Source organism: Rathayibacter sp. VKM Ac-2926 (assembly GCF_022815565.1).
GTDB lineage: Bacteria > Actinomycetota > Actinomycetes > Actinomycetales > Microbacteriaceae > Rathayibacter > Rathayibacter festucae.
The window spans coordinates 235,478-257,807 of the sequence record NZ_JALGRS010000006.1 but is presented as its reverse complement, the minus strand read 5'-3'; the positions used below and the strand labels follow the sequence as shown (position 1 = coordinate 257,807).

Here is a 22,330-nt window from a genome sequence, read left to right as displayed (position 1 = left end):
CGAGATTTGAACGATCAAGCCCGAGCACCGCACCACCGCACACCCGTCGAGGAGGACGCATGGCACTGCCGACCGTCGAGGACGTCGCCCGCGCAGCCGGTGTCTCGCGCCAGACCGTCTCGAACGTGCTGAACAGCCCGCAGATCGTGCGCGAGAGCACGCGGGAGCGGGTGGAGAAGGCGATCGGCGACCTCAACTACCGGCCGCACGCCTCCGCCCGGCGCCTGCGCACCCGCAAGTCGGGGACGATCGGCGTGCGGATGGACCGGGTCCTCGACGGCGTCTCGGGCAGCCTGCTCGACCGCTTCCTGCACGCCGTCACCGAGCAGGCCGACGCCCGCGGCATGCGGATCCTGCTCTACACGGCGGCGAGCCCCGAGGAGGAGATCGAGCGGATCGGCAAGCTCCGCGACGGCGCCGACGTCGACGCCTTCGTGCTCACCTCGACCTTCTACGGCGACCAGCGCACGGCCTGGCTGATCGAGCAGGGCGTCCCGTTCGTCACCTTCGGCCGCCCCTGGGGGCTCGACGACCAGGGCGACCCGCAGCACCTCTGGGTCGACGTCGACGGCGCCGCGGGCGTCGCGCAGGCCACCGCGCATCTCGCCGACGAGGGCTGCTCCCGGATCGCCCTCTTCGGCTGGCCGGACGGCTCGGCGACCGGCGACGACCGCCGCAGCGGCTGGGAGCGGGTGATGGCGGAGCGCTTCGCCGGCGTGCCGCTGCTCGTCGCGGAGGCCGAGGACGACGTGCAGCGCGCGCGCTCCGCGGCCATCGCCTTCCTCGAGGCGCACCCAGAGGTGGACGGGCTGGTCTGCGTCTCCGACTCCCTCGCCCTCGGCGCCTCGATGGCCGCGGTCGCCGTCGGCCGGCCGGGTCTCGCGATCGTCGGCTTCGACAACACCCCGGTCGCCGGCGCCGTCGGCCTCTCCAGCGTGGAGCAGGACCTCGGCGCGGTCGCGGCCGGCGCCCTCGAGCTCCTCCTCGGCGAGCAGGGCGACGACGTCGTCCACCGCCCCCTCGCACCCGGGGAGGCGCACCGCCTCATCACGCCGCACCTCGTCGTGCGCACCCCGCTCCACCACTCCGAGAGCTGACGCCGCACACCGGGCGCCTCCTTCCCCCCCGACTCCCCACGACTCCCTCCCGAAACCCATGAAAGGTCAGAACATGACGCACAGCACCAGAACGGCACGCTGGGGTGCCGCGGTCCTCGCCGGCGGCCTCGCCCTCTCCCTCGGCGCCTGCTCGAGCGGCGGCGGCGGCGGATCGGACGACTCCGCCGGGCTCACCGTGATGATCGGCTCGTCCGGCGACGCCGAGACCACCGCCGTCACCGACGCCGTGAACTCCTGGGGCGAGGCGAACGACACCGCCGTCGACGTCGTCGCCGCCAGCGACCTCACCCAGCAGCTCGGCCAGGGCTTCTCGGGCGGCAACCCGCCCGACCTCTTCTACATGAGCTGGGACCAGTTCCAGACCTACGCGAGCAACCGCTACCTCGAGCCCTACGCGCAGGACGCGGACGACGCCGACGCCTTCTACCCGGCGCTGCGCGACGCCTTCACCTACGACGACCAGTTCTACTGCGAGCCCAAGGACTTCTCGACGCTCGGCCTCGTGATCAACACCGACCTCTGGGCGGCCGCGGGCCTGACCGCTGCGGACATCCCGACCGACTGGGCGTCGCTCCAGTCCGCCGCGCAGAAGCTGACCGCGAACGGCGTGACCGGGCTCTCCTTCGGCCCCGAGTACGCGCGCATCGGCACCTTCATGAACCAGGCCGGCGGCTCGCTGCTCTCCGAGGACGGCACCACCGTCACCGCGGACACCCCCGAGAACGTCGCGGGCCTCACCGAGGTGAAGACCCTGCTGAGCGACGGCGTGCTGAAGTTCCCGGCCGACCTCGACTCCGGCTGGTCCGGCGAGGCGTTCGGCAAGGGCGCGGCCGCGATGGTGATCGAGGGCCCGTGGATCAACGGCGCGCTCGAGGCCGACTACCCGGACGTGAACTACATGGTCGCCGAGCTGCCCGCGGGCCCCGGCGGCAAGTCGACCTTCACCTTCAGCAACTGCTGGGGCATCCCGGCCGGCAGCACCACCGCCGACCAGGCCGAGTCGCTCGTCGCGTCGCTCACCTCGGACGAGCAGCAGCTCGCCTTCTCGGACGCGTTCGGCGTGATCCCGTCGACCGAGTCGGGCGCCGCGGAGTACGCGAGCAAGTACCCCGAGAACGCCGCCTTCGTCACCGGCAACGACTACGCCGTCAGCCCGGTCGCCTTCGCCGGCGCCGCCACCGTGATCACCGACTTCAACTCGGCCCTCGAGGGCCTGGCGTCGGGCGACCCGGAGGCGATCCTCGCGGACCTGCAGACCAACCTGCAGGACGCGCTCGACACCGCGAACGCGAAGTAGCGCGGGACGACGCCGATGAGCACCGCCACCGCCGCCCGGAGCCGCCGCTCCGGCATCCGCGGGAACGAGGCCCGCTACGGCTGGCTGTTCACCCTCCCCGCGATCCTCGTCGTCGGCGTCTTCCTGGTCGTCCCGATCGCCCTCGCGCTCTGGGTGAGCGTCAGCAACTGGAACGGCCTCGGCTCGCCGCTGGGCCCGACCGCGCAGTTCGTCGGCGCCGACAACTACCGGGCGGTGCTGCTGGACTCCGGGCTGGCGCAGAAGGACTTCGGCACGGCGATCCGCAACAACGTCTACTACGTGCTGCTGGTCGTGCCGCTGCAGACCGCGCTCGCGCTGTTCCTGGCGGTGCAGGTCAACCGCCGGGTGCTGCGCGGGCGCGGCTTCTTCCGCACCGCGTTCTACTTCCCCTCGGTGACCTCGTCCATCGCGATCACCGTGATCTTCCTGTTCCTCTTCAGCGCCTCGGGCGTCGTGAACGCGGTGCTCGGCTGGTTCGGCGCCGACGGCCCGACCTGGATGGCGGACCCGACCGGGGTGCTGCACTCGCTGCTCGGGCTCGTCGGCGTCGACGGCAGCTGGTTCGCCGGCGGCGCCCCGCTGGGGCTGACCTGGTGGGACTGGCTGTCCGGCCCGTCGGTCGCGATGTGCGTGCTGATCACCATGGCGATCTTCACCACCTCGGGCACCTTCATGCTGCTGTTCCTCGCGGCGCTGCAGAACATCGGCGCCGAGATCGACGAGGCGGCGCTGATGGACGGCGCGGGGCCGCTGCGGAAGTTCTTCTCGGTGACGCTGCCGATGCTGAAGCCGACGCTGTTCACCGTGCTGACCCTGGGGCTGATCGGCACCTGGCAGGTGTTCGACCAGATCTACCTGACCGGGGGCGGGGCGCCCGGCAAGACGCTGCTCACGCCGGCGTACCTCGCCTACGAGTCGTCGTTCACGGACCTCCGCTGGGGCCAGGGCGCGGCGATCGCCTTCATCCTGTTCTTCATCATCGTCGTCCTGACGCTGCTGCAGCGCGCGATCCTCCGCGAGAAGGGCGAGCCGAGCGCCCGCCGGACCCGCCGGGCCGCCCGCGCGGACGCCGCGACGACCCTCACGACGGGAGGAGTGCGATGAGCACCCTGGTCGACTCCGAGCCGCGCACCGAGGCGGAGCCGCCGCCCCAGGCGCCGCTGCCGCACCGCCGCGTGCAGCTCGGTGCCCGCGGCCGCGCCTCGCTGATCGGCGGCTACCTGCTGCTGATCGGCCTCGCGCTGGTCTACATCTACCCGTTCCTGATCTCGGTGGCGTCGTCGTTCAAGACCGACGCCGACGCGACCTCGAACCCGCTGTCGCTGCTGCCGGCGACCTGGTCGTTCGCCTCCTACGAGCGGCTGTTCACCGACGTGCCGCTGCCGCTCTGGACGCTGAACTCGGTGATCGTGACCGTCTTCGTCACTGTCGGGCGGGTGTTCTTCGACTCGCTCGCGGGCTACGCGCTCTCGCGGCTGCGCTTCCGCGGTCGCGGGCTGCTCTTCGCGCTGTTCATCGGCGTGATGAGCGTGCCCGCGGTGGTGCTGCTGATCCCGCGGTTCCTCATCCTCAAGCAGCTCGGGCTCTACGACAGCTACGCGGGGATGATCGTGCCGCTGATCGTCGACGCGGCGGGCATCTTCATCATGAAGCAGTTCTTCGACTCGATCCCCCTGTCGATCGAGGAGGCCGCGCGGATCGACGGGGCCGGCGTCTTCCGGACGTTCCGCTCGATCGTGGTGCCCATGGCGCGGCCGGCGATCGTGACGCTGTTCATCCTGTCGTTCCAGGGCTCGTGGAACGAGTTCTCGCACTTCGTCGTCTCGCGGCAGTCGCCGGAGCTGAACACGTTGACCACGGGCGTCGCCTCGCTGGTCTCGGGGCAGCTGGGCACCGGCAACCAGTACCCGCTGCAGCTGGCCGCGGCGGTGCTGATGTCGATCCCGGTCGCGGTGCTCTTCTTCGTCTTCCAGCGGCGGATCATGAACACCACGGAGGGCGCGGAGAAGGGCTGACGCCGAGGGCGCGCACGGCGCGCTGTGCTCCCGGGTCTCGATACGCCGCGTGCCGCGGCTACTCGACCAGCATGAACCTCCCTGCGCCCGTCGAAGCTGCTCGACCGGCATGGACGTCGCCGCGCCCGTCAGAGCTGATGGAGCAGCGCGCGCAGCGCGGCCTCCATGCTGATCGAGTAGCGCGCGCAGCGCGCGTATCGAGCGGAGGGGGCACCTTCGGCGCCAGCGCAGGACGGAGAAGAGACCGACGTCCTTGGGGTGGGAGGGTCTCGATACGCCCCTTCGGGGCTACTCGACCAGCATGGCTGCGGGCGTCTCTTCCAAGTAGATCCGGGAACACGGAAGGGGCGCCCCGCCGCAGCGGAGCGCCCCTTCGCCAGTGCTACTTCTTCAGGAACTCGAGGACGACGCGGTTCCACTCCTCGGCGTGGCTGACGTTGACGCCGTGCGGGGCGCCGGCGACGACGTGGAGCTCGGAGCCGGGGATCGCGGCGTGCGTGCGCGCGCCGGAGCCCTCGAAGGGGACGGTGCCGTCGCCGCCGCCGTGGATGACGAGCGTCGGAACGGTGACCTTCGGCAGGTCCTCGCGGAAGTCGGTGCCGGCGAACGCGGCCATGCAGGCCAGCGCGGCGTGCTTGGACGACTGCTTCGCGAGCGCGAGCGCGTCCTGGCGCTGCGCCTCGGTGACCTTGAGCTCGCCGTTCACCGAGAAGAACTCGGTCGTGAACTGCTCGTAGAACGAGTCCTCGTCCTTGGTCAGGCCGGCGGTCATCTCGGCGGCGGCCGACTTCTCGAGCGGTCCGTCCGGATTGTCGTCGGTCTTCATCAGGTACGGCGGCACGGCCGACGCGAAGACGACGCTGTGCAGGCGCTCGGTGCCGTACTTCGAGAAGTAGCGGGCGACCTCTCCGCCGCCCATCGAGAAGCCGACGAGGGTGACGTCCTGCAGGTCGAGCTCGGTGAGCAGCGTGTGCAGGTCCTCGGTGAGGGTGTCGTAGGTGTAGCCGGTGAGCGGCTTGTCGCTGCGGCCGAAGCCGCGGCGGTCGTAGGTGACGACGCGGAAGCCGGCCGCCGCGAACGCGGGGACCTGCTCGCTCCAGGACTCGCCCGAGAGGGGCCAGCCGTGGATCAGGACGACGGGGCGACCCGAGCCGCCGGTGTCGTCGACGTGGAGGTCCGTGTCCTTGAAGAGGCCGTGGTGGGCGGTGATCTCTGCCATGAGTCGTGCTCCTTCCGGCGCCGTGGATCGGCGTCAACTGTCTGTTCGAAGGAGTGTGGCGCCGCGGATGGGGAGCGAGCCGTGAGGGGAGGGGCCCTTGACAGCCCCTCCCCGTGCTGGCTACGAGAGCGCGTCGACGGCGGCGAGGATCGCCTCGGTCTCGGTGCGCGTCGTGTAGTCGACGTGCACGTCGGCGAAGCGGACGACGCCCTCGGCGTCGAGCACCAGGACGGTCGGGAACGGGATCGCCGGGGTGTCGTCGGCGTTCGAGTCCTTCACCGCGAAGCCGAGCGCCGTGTGCGCCTCGATCGCCGCGTCGCTGGGGGCGGTGACGATGCCGAGCTCGGTGGCGAGCGCGTTGCCCGGGTCGGTGACGACGGTGAAGCCGAGCTCGCCGCCCAGCGTTGAGGAGGCGTCGGGCGTCTCCGGGCTCACCGCGACGAAGGCGACGCCGCGGCTCGCCAGCTCGGGGGCGAGGGTCGCGTCGTAGTGGCGCAGCGTGATGTTGCAGTACGGGCACCAGGCGCCGCGGTAGAAGACGAGCACGGCCGGGCCGTCGCCGAGGAGGGAGGAGAGCGCGACGCTCTCGCCGCCCTCGGTGACCACGGTCGCGCTCGGCAGCCGCTCCCCGGCCGCGACGGCTCCGGCGGGGACGCCGTTCTCGACGAGGTCGGCCTGCTCGCTCGCGAAGACCGTTGCGAGCTCGTCGCCGATCGTCTCGTTGAAGCCGGTGGTGAAGTCGGCGGTCTGCGCGCCGATCGTCGCGGTGGTCTGCTCGGTGGGCATCGTCGTCTCCGTCCGGGCGGCCGTGGATCGGACGCTCCGGCGCGATCGTAGGGACGTGGACTCGGAGCGGACCTGGGCGACGTCACGGTTCGTCATGAAGAGCCTCCGGACGCAGACGAAGACGCCGCCCCGGATCGCGAGATCGCGACCGGGACGGCGTCCGTGCTCCCGCTGGAAGACGGGGAGGCGCTGCTGCGGACTACTGGAATCCGCCGCCGCGGTCCTCCGGGTCCTCGACGGGGTCGGAGTCGGGGGCGTCGAGCGCGTAGGTCACGTGGACCGACTCGCCGACCTCCTTGGCCGAGACGGACGTGTAGACGAGGTGCGTCTCCTGGCCGTCGACGGCGGCGTAGACGTCGACCGACTTCTCGTAGCCGCCTTCGGTGCTGACACGGGTCTCGGTCTGGCCGTCGAACGGCCCGCCCTGGAAGAAGGCGAGGTAGCTCTCGCCCTCGGAGAGTTCGCGGATGTCGTTGCTCATGGGACAGGTCTACCACTCGGCGTCGGGCGTCCGCCGGGCGGCCCGTGTCCGCGGCTCCCGCCGGGCGGCGAGAACGTAGGATGACGGGGATGACGATCGGACGCCGCCTCTTCCTGTCGGGAGCCGCCTCGGGCGCCGGTCTCCTGGTCCTCGCGGGCTGCACTCCGCCGCGGCCGACCCCCACGCGCTCCGTCACCGAGGCCCCGGTGCCCACGCCCAGCACCACTGCCGTGCCGACGCCGGCCGCGTTCGTCCGCTCCGGCTGGGCCGAGGACCCGTACGCACTCGGCGCCGTCTCCTACCTCGCGGTCGGGGCGACCCCCGAGCACCGCGACGACCTGGCCGGGAACGTGCTCGACCGCCTGTTCTTCGCCGGCGAGGCCACCGACTCCCAGGAGCCGGGCACCCTGCAGGGCGCCTGGAACTCCGGGGTCCGCGCGGCCGGCGAGATCGCCGCGATCGCCGAGGAGGGCGAGCGGATCGCGATCATCGGCGCCGGTCTCGCGGGCGCCGTCGCCGCCCGCCGCCTGCTCGACGCCGGCTACGACGTCGCGCTGGTCGAGGCGCGCGACCGCGTCGGCGGCCGCATCGCCACCAGCACCCCCGACGGCTGGCCGATCGCCGTCGACAGCGGCGCCTGGGCGCTCGTCGGCGCCGGCCCCGCGCTGCGCGAGAGCGTCCTCGACGCCGGGATCACCACCTCCGCCGTCGACCTCGCGACCGTCCTCTCGAGCACCGACGACGGCGACCGGCCCGACGTCGGCGACACCGCCGCGAAGGCGCTCACCCGTGCGCTCGAGTGGGCGGCGGAGCAGCCCACCGACCTGCCGCTCGCCGATGCCTTCGCCGGCTCCGGTGCTCCCGACCCGGCGGCCGTCGAGCCCGGCAGCGGGGACGGCGACGCCGCCCGCCTCGCCGCGTTCCTCGCGGGCGGCCCGGTGCTGCGCACGGGTGCCGCGCCCGCCGAGCTCTCGGCCTGGTACGGGCTGGGCGACGCCTCGGCCGCCAGCACTGCGGAGGACGTCGCCGACTCCTCCGACGAGGCCGCCGCGGTCCTCACCGACGGCCTGGCGCCCCTGGTCGAGACGCTGCTGACCGACGTCGAGATCTCGCTGCGCGCGGCCGTCAGCGGCATCGGCTACAGCGACACCGGCGCGAGCATCCGGCTCGCGACCGGCGAGTCGTTCACGGCCGACCGCGTCCTCGTCACGGTCCCGATCGGGGTGCTGCAGAGCGACGCGATCGCGTTCGATCCTCCGCTGCCGTTCGCGCACCGCACCGCGATCGCGGCGATCGGCTCCGGGGTCGTCGAGACGCTCTGGCTCCGCTTCGACGAGCCGTTCTGGGACACGTATCCGGCCCTGCCCGCGCGCTGGTCGCTGGTGGGCTCGGCGGCCGGCATCACGGAGTGGCTGAACCTCGAGCCCACCACCGGCGAGGCGGTGCTCGTCGGGCTCGTCGGCGCCGATCAGGCCCTGTCGCTGCAGTCGCTCAGCGACGACGAGCTGCTCGTGGTCGCGCAGTCGGCGCTCACGCCGTTCGCCGTCGCTGTCGGCTGAGCCGCTCCCGCAGCCGGGCGAGCGGGCCGCGCCACTCCGTCGCGCGCGCCGCACCGAGCGGCCGGACCCGGCTGAGCGCGAGCATGAAGGCCGCGATGCCGGAGATCAGGCCGAGCACGATCACGTCGTAGACGACGAACATGACCGGGCCGTCGACCTGCGCGGGGTCGAGGAAGAAGTAGGGGTACCAGCCGATCAGCGCGCCGCGCACCAGGGTGATCACGCCCCAGACGATCGGGAAGCCGAGCACGGTGAGCGTGCCGCGCCAGGCGACGGGGCGGCGGCCGGGGGCGAGGAGCCAGTCGAGCAGCGCGAGCGTCGGGATGACGAAGTGCAGCAGCGCGCTCGACCACGGCACGTCGACGCGGACGCCGCGGTTGTTCGCCTCCACGGCGATCAGCCCGAAGACGATGCCGGAGACGACCATGTAGGTCAGGACCAGCGCGCGCAGGGTGCTGAGCCAGCGCGGCTCGCGCTCGCGGGCGAGGGCGACGATCCCGGAGAGGCCGAGGACGACGACGCCGGCCATGTTCGACTGCGTGGTGAAGTACGCGAAGAAGTTGTCGATCTGGAACAGCCGGAAGCCGAGGGTGTAGAGGAAGTCACCGACGAGCCCGACGGCCCCCAGACCCGCGAGCGCGAGACGGAGGATCGCGAACGCCTTCCGCACACCCGCTCCGATCCGTCGCCTCGACCAGCCCGGAGGGCCGGACGTCCGGACGATTCTACGGTCGCGGCGCTCCGAGCTCCCCGGGCGGGGGCCGTGCAGGGGGCGTCCGGGACCGCCGGAGCGAGGTGCGCACGGGATACCGTGCACTATGCCGTTCACGCCGAGCCACGCCGTCGTCGCTCTGGCGTTCACGAACAGCCGCATCCCCGCCGCGGCGGTCGCGATCGGCGCGATGGCCCCGGACATCGGCCTCTACCTGCCGCTGCGCTGGGCGCGGGACGCGACGCACTCGATGCTCGGGGTCGTGACGGTCGACCTCGCGGTCGGCGCCGTCGGCCTCGTGCTCTGGCTGGTGCTGCTCCAGCCCGCCTGGCGCGACCTCGCGCCGTGGATCGTCCGGGTGCGCCTGCGACCGCCGCCGGCACCGCCGAGCACCGCGCGGGCGAGGACGGCGGCGATCGTCCTGGCGATGGTCGGGATCGTGATCGGTGCGGCGTCGCACGTGCTCTGGGACGCCTTCACCCACGACGGCGGTCCGTTCGTCGCGGCCCTGCCCTTCCTCCGCGAGGAGCTCGGCCCGTTCGCGGGCTACAAGTGGGCGCAGTACGCCAGCGGGGTGCTCGGCCTCGTGGGCCTCGGGATCGGCGCCCTCGTCTGGTACGTCGCCCGCCGGCCGCATCACGTCGCCGTCGACCACCGGGGCCCGGCGCGGGTCGCGGCGTGGACGGCCGTCCTCGCCGCCGCGGTCGTCCCGGCCGGCGTGGTGCTCTCGGGCTCGGGGCTCGATCCGTTCGAGGAGGCGTACCGCTCCTACGTCGTCGACGCGGCCGTCCTCGTGGTCGTCTGGACGACCGCCGCCCTGCTCGCGGTGGCCGTCCTCTGGCACCTCGCGCTCGGCGTCGCACCACGCCAGGGGGCTGACGCGGATCCGTCGTGAGGAGGATGCGCGGGTGCATAGCCCGCCGATAGCGTCGATGACGGCCCGTTGGGGCGGGCCGCCTTCGGGGGAAGGCACAAGGGGAAATCGAGGGCCCGCGGCGAGTCGCCGCGGGCCCTCTACCTGTCTGCGGATGCGACCTCGAACGATCACGCCGCTTCAACGCGCCCGCGCCCGGCACATGCTGGTCGAGTAGCCCCGCCAGGGGCGTATCGAGACCCACCATCACCAGCAGGATGGGTCTGCAGACTCGCGTTCCGACGGTGGTGGATCTCGATACGCCCGCTGCGCGGGCTACTCGATCAGCATGGGGGGCGCGTGCTGTGCGGGCTACTCGATCAGCATGGGGGGCGCGTGCTGTGCGGGCTACACGATGAGCATGAGGGGGCGCCGAAGGCTCCGTCTCGCGGCCGGCCGCGGCATGCTGGTCGAGTAGCCCCGCAGGGGCGTATCGAGACCCGCCATCACCAGCAGGGCGGGTCTGCAGACTCGCGTTCCGACGGTGGTGGATCTCGATACGCCCGCTGCGCGGGCTACTCGATCAGCATGAGGCGGCGGACGACGGACCAGCCGCGAGCCGTGGCTCGCGTCCACGGCGGCGTCGCCGGCAGGCGGCAGGCGGCCGGCGAGCGCCGGGCTAGCGGCGCTTGCCGCCGCCCTTGCCGGCGGGCTTCTTCGGGCGGGTGGCCGCGGCGGTGCGCGAGCCGCTGCGCGGGGCGCCCTCGCCGGCCGCGCCCTTGGGCAGGACGGAGGCGGGCGGGATGGGCCGGCGGGTGACGGGGCGCACGGGCTCGCCGCGGCGGGACTGGCCGGGGATCGGGCGCGAGCGGCGGCCGTAGATCAGCTCGGAGGAGTCGAGCAGCCACGGCACGAGTGCGACGGTGACGCCGTGCACGAGCAGCAGCTTCTGGCGGATGCGGCGCGACTTGTGGTTGTGGAGGAAGCCCTCCCACCAGTGCCCGACGATGTACTGCGGCATGTAGACGGTGATGATCTCGGAGCCGTGCTCGAGGCGGTGCGCCTTGATGTACTTGATCAGCGGGTACGAGATGTCGCGGTACGGCGAGGCGATGCAGCGCAGCGGGACCTCGATGTCCATCCGCGCCCAGTCGGCCTTGAGCTGGGCGGTCTGCGCGTCGTCGATCGACGAGTGCACCGCCTCCAGCGACTCGTGCCGCGCGGCGATGGCGTAGTCGAGGGCCTTCAGGGTCGGCTTGTTCATTCGGCCGACGAGGACGACGGCGTGGTCGCCGTTCGCGCCGAAGGTCGTGGTCGGGTCGACCTCGATCTCCTTCTCCACATCGCGGTAGTAGCGGTAGACGCCCGCCATCAGCACGCCGAGGATCGGCATCACCAGGTAGACGAGCCAGGCGCCGTGGGTGAACTTCGTGATCGTGACGACGACGAGGACGGCGAAGGTGAGCGTGGCGCCGAAGAGGTTGATCGCGAGGCTCGTCTTGACGGTGCGCGAGCCCTCGCCGTTCTTGATCATCCGGATCCAGTGCTTCACCATGCCGGACTGCCCGAGGGTGAAGGAGACGAAGACGCCGATGATGTAGAGCTGCACCAGGCTGGTCAGCGAGGCCTGGTAGACGAGCAGGATGATCGCCGCGACGAGCGCCAGGATGATGACGCCGTTGGAGTAGATGAGGCGGTCGCCGCGGGTGTTCAGCGACTTGGGCGCGTAGCCGTCCCGCGCGAGGACCGAGCCGAGCAGCGGGAAGCCGTTGAACGCCGTGTTGGCCGCGAGCAGCAGGACGGCGGCGGTGGCGGCCTGGATCACGAAGAAGAGGATCGTGTTGTTGCCGAAGGTGGCGGCCGCGACCTGCGCGATCACGGAGCGCTGCGGCGTCGTCGCGCAGTCGGTGAAGCCGACGAGGTGGCAGGCGTTCTCGGCGTAGTGCACGTTCGAGAGCAGGGCGAGAGCGGTCAGCCCGACGAAGAGGACGATCGCGATCGTGCCCATCGCGACGAGGGTGCGCTGCGCGTTCTTGACCTTGGGGACGCGGAAGGCGGGCACGCCGTTCGAGATCGCCTCGACGCCGGTGAGCGCGGCGCAGCCGCTGGCGAAGGAGCGCAGCAGCAGCAGGACGATCGCAGCCTGGGTGAGCTGCTCGCCCTGCACCGTGTAGCCGGCCGACTCCGCGATCGGGGCGTCGCCGAAGGCCGCGCGGCCGAGACCGACGACGACCATCACGAAGACGCTCGCGACGAAGAGGTAGGTCGGGACGGCGAAGGCCTTGCTCGACTCCGAGACGCCACGGAGGTTCACGGCGGCCAGGAGGATCACGAAGAGGATCGCGAGCTCGACCCGGAGCGGGGCCAGCGCGGGGATCGCGGAGATGATGTTGTCGACGCCGGAGGCGACCGAGACCGCGACGGTGAGCACGTAGTCGACCAGGAGGGCCGCGGCGACCGTCAGTCCGGCCGTCTCGCCGAGGTTGGTGCGGGCGACCTCGTAGTCGCCGCCGCCCGAGGGGTAGGCCTTGATCAGCTGCCGGTAGCTGAGGACGACGACGACCAGCAGGACGACGACGCAGCCGGCGACCCAGGGCGCGAAGGTGAGGAAGGAGAGGCCGCCGAGCAGCAGGATCATCAGCAGCTCCTGCGGCGCGTAGGCCACGGAGGAGAGCGGGTCGCTCGCGAAGATCGGGAGGGCGAGCCGCTTCTGCAGGAGCTGGCCCTCGAGCTTGTCGCTGGAGAGCGGTTCGCCGATGAAGAAGTGCTTCGCGGTGCGGAGCTCGTTCGCGTCGGCGTCGTCCGCACCGGTGGGGGACGCCTTCGCGCCCGAAGGGGGGCCCTCGTGTGTCACGAGCGACGACACTACTCCGTGGCCGGGGGCAGTCAAGCCGCCCGCGTTCCAGCCGGACGAGCGCTGAACCCGCGCTGTGACCGGGCATTTCCGCAGCTGTCGGGCAAGCGGTTCCAATGAGGTCCCCATCTGTGGGACAGGGGGTCAAATCACCCTCGAACTGGGGCCACCCTCGACGCTGTGAAATCGCCCGAAGTCTGTTGAAGTCGAAGACAGGTCACTCCGGTGGGGGGAGCCGACGGGTTCCGCCCGTCGACGCTCGGAGGGATCTGCACCGTTCCGCCGCCTCCCGGCCTCTGACCCGAGCCCCGCTGCAGCGGCGCGGGCGCTCGCTCGGAGTGCCTGCGTCGACCCGCCCGCACCACGACAGGTCGGCCGAGACGCCGACAGAATCGACGGAACCCGTGTCCACTTCCCGCACCGCCGCGCCGCCGGCCCGCTCGCGCCTCTGGCGCGCAGCCGGCCTGGCCACCGCGCTCGCCGTGACCGCGGGCATCGCCCTCGCCGGCTCCGCCCCCGCCCAGGCCGCCACGACCGGCCAGTACCTCGTGTCGGTCGACTCGAGCTCGATCTCGGAGCAGGTCGTCCGCGCGCTCGGCGTCGCCGACGACGTGCAGTTCGAAGGCGGCGTCGCGGGCTTCACCGCCCCGCTCACCGAGCGCCAGAAGGCGGTCCTCGAGGCCGACTCGCGCGTCCTCGGCATCACCCCCGCCGACCAGGTGGTCGACGGCCAGGCGCAGACGACCCCCTCGCACGTGCTCACCGCGGAGGCCGACAAGGCCCCGGTGCGCGCCGGCGACGGAGTGACGAACTACACCGGCCCGGCCGTCGCGGTCATCGACTCCGGCGTCAGTGCGCACCCCGACTACAACCTCAAGGAGCAGATCAACTGCTTCGGCTCGGGCACCGCCGCCGACGCCAACGGCCACGGCACCGGCGTCTCGGGCTACATGGCCGCCTACGACAACGACTCCGGCTCGGTCGGCGTCGCGCCCGGCGCTCCGATCTACTCGGTCCGCGCGCTCGACGCGAACAACCGCGGCAACACCGGCACCCTGATGTGCGCCCTCGACTGGGTGTCCGCGAACGCGGCGAAGTACAACATCAAGGTCGTCAACATGTCGCTCGCCACCTACGGCACCGACGACGGCAACTGCGGCCGCTCGAACGGCGACGTGATCCACCAGGCCATCTGCGACCTCGAGGCCAAGGGCATCGTCTCCGTCGGCTCCGCGGGCAACACCTCCGAGGACCTCGCGGGCTGGATCCCCGCCGCCTACGACGAGGTGCTCGCCGTGACCAACATGGCCAACTACGACGGCAAGCCCGGCGGACTCGGCACGGCGCCCTGCGGCGTCCAGACCAAGGACGACGCGGTCTCGACCAACAGCAACTTCGCCGTCTCGGCCGCCGACCAGAAGCACACCATCGCCGCCCCCGGCATGTGCCCGTACACCACCAAGAAGGGCGGCACCTACGCCTACATCCAGTCGGGCACCAGCATGGCGGCCGCCGGCACCAGCGGCGTCGTCCTCGACTGCATGGCCGCCGGTGGATCGTGCGCGGGCAAGAGCCCGGCGCAGGTCCGCGCCCAGGTCATCGCCCAGGCGAAGGCGGCGACCGAGCGCGGCCGCACCTTCCAGGGCGACCCGACACGCCCCGTCGCCGGCCGCTACTTCGGCTACGCGGTGAGCACGATCCCCGTCGGCACCGTTCCGACGCCGGCCCCGACGCCGACGGCCACGCCGACCGCGACTCCGACGGCGACGCCCACCGCGACTCCGACGGCCACGCCCACGGCGACCCCGACCTCGACTCCGAAGCCGACCGCCACCCCGACGCCGACCGCGACGCCGACCACCCCGCCGGCGACCGACACGCAGAAGCCGACGGTGAGCATCACGTCGCCCTCGACCAACACCACGGTCGTCGGCTCGATCCGCCTCGTGGCCTCGGCCAGCGACAACGTCGGAGTGACGGCCGTCGCGTTCTACGCCGGCGGCACGAAGCTCGGCAACGGCGTGCTGCAGTCGAACGGGACGTGGACGCTGTCCGCCAACTCCAAGTCCTACCCGAACGCCAGCTACCAGGTGACGGCCAAGGCCCAGGACAAGGCCGGCAACGTGACGACCAGCTCGGCGATCACGCTCCGCGTCGCGAACTGAGCTACTGAGAACCGAGAAGAGCGGTTCAGGGGCGTGCCGTGTGCACACCCCTGAACCGCTCTTCTCGGTTGAGACCGTCGTTCTGCAAGCGGAAGTCTCCGACGCGCAGGGGCGCCGGAGCCGCACCGACTCGCCCGAGAAGGCTCGTTCTCCACCCCGAGAACGAGCCGTCTCGGGCGAGTGGGTTCGCGCCGCAGCGTCAGGGGCGGGTGGCGGCGCCGATCAGGCGGGTGAGGGTGTCGCGGACGGCGATCAGCTCGTCGAGGGGGAGGTCGAGGCGCTCGACGATCTGCGGCGGGACCTGGAGCGCCCGCTCGCGGAGGGCGGCTCCCTCCGGGGTGAGCGCGACGTCGAGGCGGCGCTCGTCCTCGGTGCTGCGGGCGCGCGTGACGTAGCCGCCGGCCTCCAGGCGCTTCACCAGCGGGCTGAGGGTGGCGGGCTCGAGGTGCAGGGCGGCGCCGAGGTCGGCGAGCGAGCGCGGGGCGCGCTCCCAGAGCGCGAGCATCACCAGGTACTGCGGGTGCGTGAGGCCGAGCGGCTCGAGCACGGGGCGGTAGAGGCCGATGACGGTGCGGGCGGCCACGGCGAGCGAGAAGCAGACCTGGTTCCGCAGGGCGAGCGGGTCGGTGTCCACAGGATCGGTCACCACGGCTTCGTCCTCCACGGATTCGTCCGCCCTTTCCCCTCGCGCACTGATCATTAGTACACTAAGCATATGGCCAAGCCGACCCGCTCCCTCTACCAGCGCTTCAACGCGCGGCTCTTCCCCTGGCTCGGCCCGCCGCCGCTCGGGCCCTACGACCAGCCCGAGCCCGAGGCTCCCGCCGGCCGCGCCTGCCCGCTCTGCGGCCGCCTGATGTCGGAGCACGTGATCGACCGCAGCGGCCCGCGCACGCAGCTCTACTGCCCGGACGCCGTCGCCGAGGGGGACGCCGGCACCGTCGCCTGACGGCCCGATCGGCCCCTCCGGCGTCGCACGTCCCCTTTCGGGGGTCACGGGGTCGCGCCGCCGGGGGCGGATGATGAGCGCATGTCCCGTCTGCGCTCCGACTCCGCCCGTGCCGTCCAGTTCTCCCGCTTCGGCGGCGTGGACGTGCTCGAGATCGCCGACATCGCGCGGCCCCAGCCCGGGCCGGGGGAGGTGCTGGTCGAGGTCCTCGCGGCCGGCGTGAACCACATGGAGGCGTTCATCCGGCGCGGGATGTTCGACTCCGACCACTCCGCGGCCTTCCCGATGCGCCAGGGCACCGACTTCTCCGGCATCGTCGTCGGCCTCGGTGACGGCGTCACCGACCTCAAGCTCCGCAGCGACGTCGTCGGCCACGCGCTGGTCGGCTCCCACGCCACCCACATCGTCGTCCCGCGGGAGAACCTGGTCGCCAAGCCCGCCTCGGTGAGCTGGGAGGTCGGCGGCGCGCTCTTCCTCGCCGGCGTCACCGCCTGGCGCGCGATCGAGGCCACCCACATCGGACCGGACGACACCGTTGTCGTCTCGGCGGCGGCGGGCGGCGTGGGCAGCATGGAGATCCAGCTGGCGAAGCTGCGCGGCGCGACCGTGCTCGGCACCTGCGGCGAGCGCAACTTCGACTACCTCCGCCAGATCGGCGTGAAGCCGATCGTCTACGGCGACGGCATCGCCGACCGCATCCGCGCCGCGGCGCCGAACGGCGTGACCGTCTTCCTCGACAACTTCGGCGGCGACAACGCGGCGCTGGCCGAGGAGCTCGGGATCGAGCCGGCCCGCTTCCACTCCAGCGACGACCGCAAGGAGATCGAGCTGCGCGCCGTCTGGCCCGACGCCGAGACCGCGCGGCGCGACACCGAGATCCTCGGCGAGCTGGTCGCGCTGGTCCGCGACCAGAAGCTGCGGGTGCTGGTCTCAGGCTTCTACCCCTACGGCTTCGTCCAGGACGCGTTCGACGACCTCGAGAAGCGGCACTCCCGCGGCAAGATCGTGCTCGGCATGAACCCGGTCGACGCGGGGCGCGTGACCAAGGCCCGCGACATCCACGAGGCCGGTGCCTAGCGTCGGCCCTCGGGCCTAGGCTCGGCTCTCGGGAGGGAGCCGCGTGGAGGAACCGGTCGTCGCCATCATCTGGATCGTCTCGTTCGTGGTCGTCACCGTGCTGGTGACGGGGCTCTCGGGCAAGGCGGGCTGGTCGGCACCCGTGGCGCTGGTCGCCGTCGGGGCGCTGGCCTCCTTCGTCCCCGGGATCCCCGAGGTGGTGGTCGAGCCGGACGTCGTCCTCTACGGGATCCTGCCGCCGCTGCTCTACGCGGCGGCGATCCGCACCTCGGTGCTCGACGTCCGCGCCCGCGGCGACAGCATCCTGCTGCTCTCGGTCGGGCTCGTGGTCTTCACGGTGCTGGTGGTCGGCGCGGTCGCCTGGGCGGTGGTGCCCGCGATCTCGATCGCCGCGGCCCTGGCCTTCGGCGCGATCGTGGCGCCGACCGATGCGGTGGCGGTGTCCGCGATCGCGGGGCGGCTGCGCCTCCCGCGGCGAATGATGACGGTGCTCGAGGGCGAGAGCCTGCTCAACGACGCGACCGCGCTGGTCGCGCTGAACGCGTCGCTGCTCGCGATCGTCAGCACCGTGACGCCCGGCGGGATCGCGCTCGACTTCGTGCTGGCCGTCGTGGTCGGCGCGGGGGTCGGGATCCTGATCGCGGTCGTCCTCGGCTTCGTGCGCAAGCAGGTGTCCTCCTCGGTGCTCGACACGAGCCTCTCGCTGGTGACGCCGTACGTCGCGTTCATCCCGGCGCAGCTGCTGCACGGCTCGGGCGTGCTCGCGGTCGTGGTCGCGGGGCTGTTCCTCGGCTTCCGGGCGCCGGTCATCCAGTCGGCCCAGGCGCGGATCGCGGAGTCGTTGAACTGGCGCACCATCCAGTTCCTGCTCGAGAACGCTGTCTTCCTCTTCATCGGGCTGAGCCTGTCCTCGGTGGTCGCGGCGACCGCCGACTCCGACATCGGCGTCTGGCAGGGGATCGGCATCAGTGCGGCGCTGCTCGCGGCGCTCATCGGCAGCCGGGTGCTCTGGATGTGCCTGACCACCGTGCTCTTCCGGCACGGACCGCGGCGGCTGCAGCAGCGCGGCTGGACCTGGCCGACCGCGCTCGGGGTGTCCGTGGCCGGGATCCGCGGGGTCGTCACGCTCGCGGCCGCCTTCCTGCTGCCGGTGGAGACGCCGCAGCGGGCGTTCCTGCAGTTCCTGGCGTTCGTGGTGGTGGCGGGCACGCTGGTGCAGGGGCTCGCGCTGCCGCGGGTGCTCCGGCTGCTCAAGCTGCCGGCGCCGAACGAGCAGCAGGAGCACGTCGAGAAGCAGATGCTGCTGGCGGAGGCGCAGTCGGCGGGTCTCGCGCGGCTCGACCAGGAGCCGCAGGACGGGGTCGAGGAGCGGGTGCTCGACCGGCTGCGGCGGAACGCGGTGTTCCTCGCGGACGCGCTGGAGAATCCGCCCGAGGGGGAGGGCGCGGAGCCGCTGACCCACTCCTACAACCGGCTGCGCCGCGTGATGATCGCGGCCGAGCGCGAGGCGGTGCTGAAGGCGCGCGCCGAGGGGCGCTACCAGGAGCCGGCGGTGCGCAGCGCGCTGGCGTTCCTCGATGTCGAGGAGGAGGCGCTGGCGGTGGGGCGGCAGTAGGCGGCCTGCCTCGGCCGCCTGGAGCGAGCGGTGAAAATCCTATAGGATCGACGGGTCCGGCCGGAGGGCCGGCGCACTCGATGATGAGGAGCCGACGAGCATGACCCGTCTCTGGAACGAACCCGCCGACTTCGCCGACGACATGGTCGACGGCTTCGTCCGCGCCAACGGCCGCTGGGTCCGCAAGGTGGTCGGCGGGGTCTCCCGCTCGACCCGCTCCGAGGAGCCCGAGGTCGCGGTGGTCATCGGCGGCGGCTCCGGCCACTACCCGGCCTTCGCCGGACTGGTCGGGCCCGGCCTCGCGCACGGCGCCGCGATGGGCAACCTCTTCGCCTCGCCCTCGGCGCACCAGGTCGAGTCGGTGATCCGCGCGAGCGAGCAGGGCCGCGGCGTGCTGCTCAGCTACGGCAACTACGCCGGCGACGTGCTGCACTTCACCGCCGCGCAGGACGCGGTGCGGGCCGACGGCATCGACTGCCGCACCGTCACCGTGACCGACGACATCTTCAGCGCGAAGCCGGAGGAGGCGCACAAGCGCCGTGGCATCGCCGGCGACCTCACCGTCTTCAAGGTGGCCGGGGCCGCGGCCGCCGCGGGCTACGCGATCGACGACGTGGAGCGGGTGGCCGTGCTCGGCAACGCGCGCACCCGCTCGCTCGGCGTCGCCTTCACCGGCTGCACGCTGCCCGGCGCGGACGAGCCGCTGTTCTCGGTGCCCGAGGGCCGGATGGCGGTCGGCCTGGGCATCCACGGCGAGCCCGGGATCGACGAGGTCGGCATCCCGAGCGCCGCGGAGCTCGCCGAGCTGTTCGTGACGCACCTGCTCGCCGACGCCGAGATCCCCGAGGGCGTGAGCGTCGACGGCGCCCGGGTCGTCCCGGTGCTGAACGGCCTCGGCTCGGTGAAGAGCGAGGAGCTGTTCGTCGTCTTCAGCACGATCGCCGATCTGCTCGAGGCGCGCGGGATCACCCTCGTCGACCCGCAGGTGGGCGAGTTCTGCACCAGCTTCGACATGGCCGGCGTCTCGCTGACGCTGTTCTGGGTCGATGAGGAGCTCGAGACGCTGTGGACGGCGCCGAGCGACACCCCGGCCTTCCGGACCGGGGCGGTCGACGGCGGCGCGCTCGTGGCCGTCACCGCGACGCAGGCCGAGGAGGTCGCTGCCGAGGTCGGCGAGGCCTCGGAGGAGTCGCGCGCCGCGGCGGCACGGCTGTCCGACGCGATCGCGGCGATCCGCGACGTGATCGACGCGAACGCCGACGAGCTCGGCCGTCTGGACTCGATCGCGGGCGACGGCGACCACGGCATCGGCATGCAGCGCGGGGCGCGGGCGGCCGCGCAGGAGGCCGCCGACGTGCTCGAGCGCGGGGCGGGCGCGCAGACGCTGCTCACCCGCGCCGGCGACGCCTGGTCGGACCGCGCGGGCGGGACCTCCGGCGCGCTGTGGGGGGTCATCCTCCGCAGTGTCGGCGAGGCGCTCGGCGACGACCGCGCCGTGAGCGCGCGCGAGGTGAGCGCGGGAGTGACCGCCGCCTCCGACGCCGTGCGCGGCTACGGGAAGGCGAGCGTCGGCGACAAGACGATGGTGGACGCGCTGGTGCCGTTCGCCGAGACGCTGGCGGAGCGGGCCGGTGCGGGGGACGCGCTCGCCGAGGCGTGGGGTGCCGCCGCCGGGGCCGCTCGCTCGGCCGCCGACGCCACCTCCGATCTGATGCCCGGGCTCGGCCGCGCGCGCTCGCACGGCGAGAAGTCGCTCGGGACGCCCGACCCCGGCGCGATCTCGTTCGCGCTGATCGTCGAGGCGATCGCGCCGCAGCTCGGCACCGCATCCGGCACCGCATCGACCACGACTGCACCGACCACGTCGGCACCGTCCACGACTGCACAGTCCACGACCGAAGGAGAGAGCGCATGAGCACCACCTGGAGGATCGTCGTCGGATCCGACGACGCCGGCTACGACTACAAGGAGATCCTGAAGCGCGATCTCGAGGCCGACGACCGGGTCGTCTCGGTCGTCGACGTGGGGGTCGATGCGGAGTTGCACACGCCCTACCCGAGCGTCGCGATCGCGGCGGCCGAGCTGGTCGCGCGCGGCGAGGCCGACCGGGCGCTGCTGATCTGCGGCACCGGCCTGGGCGTCGCGATCGCGGCGAACAAGGTCGAGGGGATCCGCGCCGTGACGGCGCACGACTCCTTCTCGGTGGAGCGCGGCGTGCTCTCGAACGACGCGCAGGTGCTCTGCATGGGGCAGCGCGTCGTCGGCATCGAGGTCGCGCGGCGGAACGTGCGCGAGTGGCTCGGCTACGTCTTCGACGAGTCGAGCGCCTCGGCCGCGAAGGTGGAGGAGATCGTCGCGTACGAGCGCTCGGGAGCGACTGCGTAAGCTGAGCCGACCGCTGTGCCGAGCGCCCTCCACCGGGCGCCCCGGCCGGCCCCTTCCGCACCGATCCGCGAGGCTGTGATGACCGACGCCGTGTTCCGCCTGACCGGTGCGGAGTCGATCGAGCGGCGGGGCCTGCGCGACCACGTCTACGAGCGCGTGCTCGACGTGCTGCTCGGCCCGGACATCGAGCCGGGCATGCGCCTGTCGATCGACGCGGTCGCGCGCGAGCTCGGCGTCTCGCCGACGCCGGTGCGCGAGGCGCTCGTGCAGCTCGAGCGGACGGGCCTCGTCACCCGGGTGGCCAACAAGGGCTACCGGGTGGCGCCGCCGCTCGCCGACGACCAGCTCGACGCGCTCTTCGACGCGCGGCTGGTGCTCGAGAGCGGCGCGGCGGCCCTCGCGTCGGCGCACGAGGCGGCGCTGGTGCCGCGGCTGCAGGAGGCGCTCGCCGCGCACGAGGCGATGACCGCCGTCGTGCGCGCGGCCTCGACCGAGGGCGAGCTGCCGGTGGCGCTGCTGCGCGAGTACTTCGCGGTGGACTGGAACTTCCACCACCTGATCTTCGAGGGCACGCACAACCCGTTCCTGATCGACATGTCTGAGGCGATCTCCACGCGCGTGCACCGGATGCGCCAGACCGTGCAGACCGGCGTCAGCGACGCGGACGACGCCGTGCTGGAGCACCGGGCGATCGTGGATGCGTTCGCGGCCGGGCCGGAGGCGGCGGCGGCGGCGATGCGCGTGCACATCGAGCGGGTGCGCGAGCGCTCGCGCCGCGACTCCGTCCGCTGACGCTGCGGCTGCGCGGGCTTCGCCGCCGGGCGTGACCTTTCGGCTCGTGGTCTCGGCCCGGGCTCGCGGAATCCGGCGGTTCCGGCGTGCCGGAGGTCGTTCCGCGTGCCGGAGGTGGCAGGGGCTGAACTCGGGCTCGTGAAATCGGCCTGGGCTCGTGGAATCGGGCGGTTCCCGCGTGCCGGAGGGTGATCCGCGTGCCGGAGGTGGCCCGACGGTGCACTGTCAGGGCGAGAGGTGTGCGCGAGTACGGCGACTCATGCTGGTCGAGTAGCCGCGGAGCGGCGTATCGAGACCCGGCGTCTGCAGAGGGTGGATCTCGATACGCCCGCGATGCGGGCCAATCGATCAGCATGGACCGCGCGATGCGCTGGCTGCCTGATCAGCAGGGGACCGGCCGTGGGCCGGGCTGTCCGATCTGCAGGCGGTGAG

At 72.4% G+C, this 22,330-nt stretch carries 19 protein-coding genes; 13 read left to right on the top strand and 6 right to left on the bottom strand.

Annotated elements, in window-relative coordinates; translation table 11 throughout:
* Positions 1-59: 59 nt before the first annotated feature.
* From MT351_RS10680 to MT351_RS10665, 4 genes are all read left to right on the top strand, one after another.
* Positions 60-1,097, top strand: a complete 1,038-nt coding sequence (locus MT351_RS10680; RefSeq protein ID WP_243582159.1) for a LacI family DNA-binding transcriptional regulator — start codon at positions 60-62, stop codon at positions 1,095-1,097.
* A gap of 73 nt (positions 1,098-1,170) precedes the next feature.
* Complete coding sequence (locus MT351_RS10675) at positions 1,171-2,415, top strand: extracellular solute-binding protein (protein ID WP_243582158.1); 1,245 nt, start codon at positions 1,171-1,173, stop codon at positions 2,413-2,415.
* 15 nt (positions 2,416-2,430) lie between these two features.
* The gene (locus MT351_RS10670; protein WP_243582157.1) at positions 2,431-3,540 is read left to right on the top strand and encodes a carbohydrate ABC transporter permease; all 1,110 of its coding nucleotides are present in this window, start codon (positions 2,431-2,433) and stop codon (positions 3,538-3,540) included.
* Entirely contained in the window at positions 3,537-4,451 is a 915-nt protein-coding gene (locus MT351_RS10665; RefSeq protein WP_123706320.1) for a carbohydrate ABC transporter permease, read from the top strand. The genes MT351_RS10670 and MT351_RS10665 overlap by 4 nt, the downstream gene beginning before the upstream one ends.
* A gap of 382 nt (positions 4,452-4,833) precedes the next feature.
* Here the strand turns inward: MT351_RS10665 and MT351_RS10660 are convergent, their stop codons facing one another.
* From MT351_RS10660 to MT351_RS10650, 3 genes are all read right to left on the bottom strand, one after another.
* Positions 4,834-5,670 (bottom strand): alpha/beta fold hydrolase, encoded by an 837-nt coding sequence (locus MT351_RS10660; RefSeq protein WP_243582156.1) that lies wholly within the window; start codon positions 5,668-5,670, stop codon positions 4,834-4,836.
* A 120-nt stretch (positions 5,671-5,790) separates the two neighbouring features.
* A complete protein-coding gene (locus tag MT351_RS10655; protein WP_243582155.1) occupies positions 5,791-6,456 on the bottom strand; it encodes a peroxiredoxin-like family protein in 666 nt (221 codons plus the stop codon).
* Positions 6,457-6,655: 199 nt separating this feature from the next.
* Complete coding sequence (locus tag MT351_RS10650) at positions 6,656-6,937, bottom strand: oligoribonuclease (RefSeq protein WP_123448078.1); 282 nt, start codon at positions 6,935-6,937, stop codon at positions 6,656-6,658.
* Between the two features lie 89 nt (positions 6,938-7,026).
* Between MT351_RS10650 and MT351_RS10645 the strand changes: the two genes are divergently transcribed.
* Entirely contained in the window at positions 7,027-8,496 is a 1,470-nt protein-coding gene (locus MT351_RS10645; protein WP_243582154.1) for an NAD(P)/FAD-dependent oxidoreductase, read from the top strand.
* Here the strand turns inward: MT351_RS10645 and MT351_RS10640 are convergent.
* Positions 8,468-9,166 carry a Pr6Pr family membrane protein gene (locus MT351_RS10640; protein WP_123706324.1) on the bottom strand — a complete coding sequence of 233 codons (699 nt, stop codon included), beginning with the start codon at positions 9,164-9,166 and terminating at the stop codon, positions 8,468-8,470. The two genes, MT351_RS10645 and MT351_RS10640, sit on opposite strands and share 29 nt — an antisense overlap.
* Before the next feature lie 148 nt (positions 9,167-9,314).
* Between MT351_RS10640 and MT351_RS10635 the strand changes: the two genes are divergently transcribed.
* The gene (locus MT351_RS10635) at positions 9,315-10,103 is read left to right on the top strand and encodes a DUF4184 family protein (protein WP_243582153.1); all 789 of its coding nucleotides are present in this window, start codon (positions 9,315-9,317) and stop codon (positions 10,101-10,103) included.
* A gap of 637 nt (positions 10,104-10,740) precedes the next feature.
* On the opposite strand, the gene MT351_RS10630 is transcribed toward MT351_RS10635, so the two are convergent.
* A complete protein-coding gene (locus MT351_RS10630; protein WP_243582199.1) occupies positions 10,741-12,819 on the bottom strand; it encodes an APC family permease in 2,079 nt (692 codons plus the stop codon).
* Positions 12,820-13,319: 500 nt separating this feature from the next.
* Here MT351_RS10630 and MT351_RS20300 point away from each other — a divergent pair, with 500 nt between their 5' ends.
* Positions 13,320-15,080 (top strand): Ig-like domain-containing protein, encoded by a 1,761-nt coding sequence (locus MT351_RS20300; RefSeq protein WP_308197735.1) that lies wholly within the window; start codon positions 13,320-13,322, stop codon positions 15,078-15,080.
* Between the two features lie 199 nt (positions 15,081-15,279).
* Here MT351_RS20300 and MT351_RS10620 read toward each other — a convergent pair whose 3' ends face one another.
* Positions 15,280-15,726 (bottom strand): MarR family winged helix-turn-helix transcriptional regulator, encoded by a 447-nt coding sequence (locus tag MT351_RS10620; RefSeq protein ID WP_374204767.1) that lies wholly within the window; start codon positions 15,724-15,726, stop codon positions 15,280-15,282.
* A gap of 69 nt (positions 15,727-15,795) precedes the next feature.
* Here MT351_RS10620 and MT351_RS10615 point away from each other — a divergent pair, with 69 nt between their 5' ends.
* The 6 genes from MT351_RS10615 (at position 15,796) to MT351_RS10590 (ending at position 21,898) form a co-directional block, all read left to right on the top strand.
* Positions 15,796-16,029 (top strand): hypothetical protein, encoded by a 234-nt coding sequence (locus tag MT351_RS10615; RefSeq protein ID WP_160091094.1) that lies wholly within the window; start codon positions 15,796-15,798, stop codon positions 16,027-16,029.
* Positions 16,030-16,110: 81 nt separating this feature from the next.
* Positions 16,111-17,106 (top strand): NADP-dependent oxidoreductase, encoded by a 996-nt coding sequence (locus MT351_RS10610; RefSeq protein ID WP_243582151.1) that lies wholly within the window; start codon positions 16,111-16,113, stop codon positions 17,104-17,106.
* A 43-nt stretch (positions 17,107-17,149) separates the two neighbouring features.
* The gene (locus MT351_RS10605) at positions 17,150-18,721 is read left to right on the top strand and encodes a sodium:proton antiporter (RefSeq protein WP_243582150.1); all 1,572 of its coding nucleotides are present in this window, start codon (positions 17,150-17,152) and stop codon (positions 18,719-18,721) included.
* Between the two features lie 100 nt (positions 18,722-18,821).
* Entirely contained in the window at positions 18,822-20,636 is a 1,815-nt protein-coding gene (locus MT351_RS10600) for a dihydroxyacetone kinase family protein (protein WP_243582149.1), read from the top strand.
* Entirely contained in the window at positions 20,633-21,106 is a 474-nt protein-coding gene (locus MT351_RS10595; RefSeq protein WP_243582148.1) for a ribose-5-phosphate isomerase, read from the top strand. The genes MT351_RS10600 and MT351_RS10595 overlap by 4 nt, the downstream gene beginning before the upstream one ends.
* A 78-nt stretch (positions 21,107-21,184) precedes the next feature.
* Positions 21,185-21,898: a GntR family transcriptional regulator gene (locus MT351_RS10590; protein ID WP_123448089.1), complete on the top strand. Its 714-nt coding sequence runs from the start codon at positions 21,185-21,187 to the stop codon at positions 21,896-21,898.
* Positions 21,899-22,330 lie beyond the last annotated feature (432 nt).

Coding starts and splice junctions, on each gene's coding strand:
- MT351_RS10665 (WP_123706320.1), top strand. CDS start 3,537: ATGAGCACCCTGGTCGACTCCGAGCCGCGCACCGAGGCGGAGCCGCCG.
- MT351_RS10670 (WP_243582157.1), top strand. CDS start 2,431: ATGAGCACCGCCACCGCCGCCCGGAGCCGCCGCTCCGGCATCCGCGGG.
- MT351_RS10595 (WP_243582148.1), top strand. CDS start 20,633: ATGAGCACCACCTGGAGGATCGTCGTCGGATCCGACGACGCCGGCTAC.
- MT351_RS10615 (WP_160091094.1), top strand. CDS start 15,796: ATGGCCAAGCCGACCCGCTCCCTCTACCAGCGCTTCAACGCGCGGCTC.
- MT351_RS10610 (WP_243582151.1), top strand. CDS start 16,111: ATGTCCCGTCTGCGCTCCGACTCCGCCCGTGCCGTCCAGTTCTCCCGC.
- MT351_RS10680 (WP_243582159.1), top strand. CDS start 60: ATGGCACTGCCGACCGTCGAGGACGTCGCCCGCGCAGCCGGTGTCTCG.
- MT351_RS10650 (WP_123448078.1), bottom strand. CDS start 6,937: ATGAGCAACGACATCCGCGAACTCTCCGAGGGCGAGAGCTACCTCGCC.
- MT351_RS10655 (WP_243582155.1), bottom strand. CDS start 6,456: ATGCCCACCGAGCAGACCACCGCGACGATCGGCGCGCAGACCGCCGAC.
- MT351_RS10645 (WP_243582154.1), top strand. CDS start 7,027: ATGACGATCGGACGCCGCCTCTTCCTGTCGGGAGCCGCCTCGGGCGCC.
- MT351_RS10635 (WP_243582153.1), top strand. CDS start 9,315: ATGCCGTTCACGCCGAGCCACGCCGTCGTCGCTCTGGCGTTCACGAAC.
- MT351_RS10590 (WP_123448089.1), top strand. CDS start 21,185: ATGACCGACGCCGTGTTCCGCCTGACCGGTGCGGAGTCGATCGAGCGG.
- MT351_RS10600 (WP_243582149.1), top strand. CDS start 18,822: ATGACCCGTCTCTGGAACGAACCCGCCGACTTCGCCGACGACATGGTC.
- MT351_RS10660 (WP_243582156.1), bottom strand. CDS start 5,670: ATGGCAGAGATCACCGCCCACCACGGCCTCTTCAAGGACACGGACCTC.
- MT351_RS10675 (WP_243582158.1), top strand. CDS start 1,171: ATGACGCACAGCACCAGAACGGCACGCTGGGGTGCCGCGGTCCTCGCC.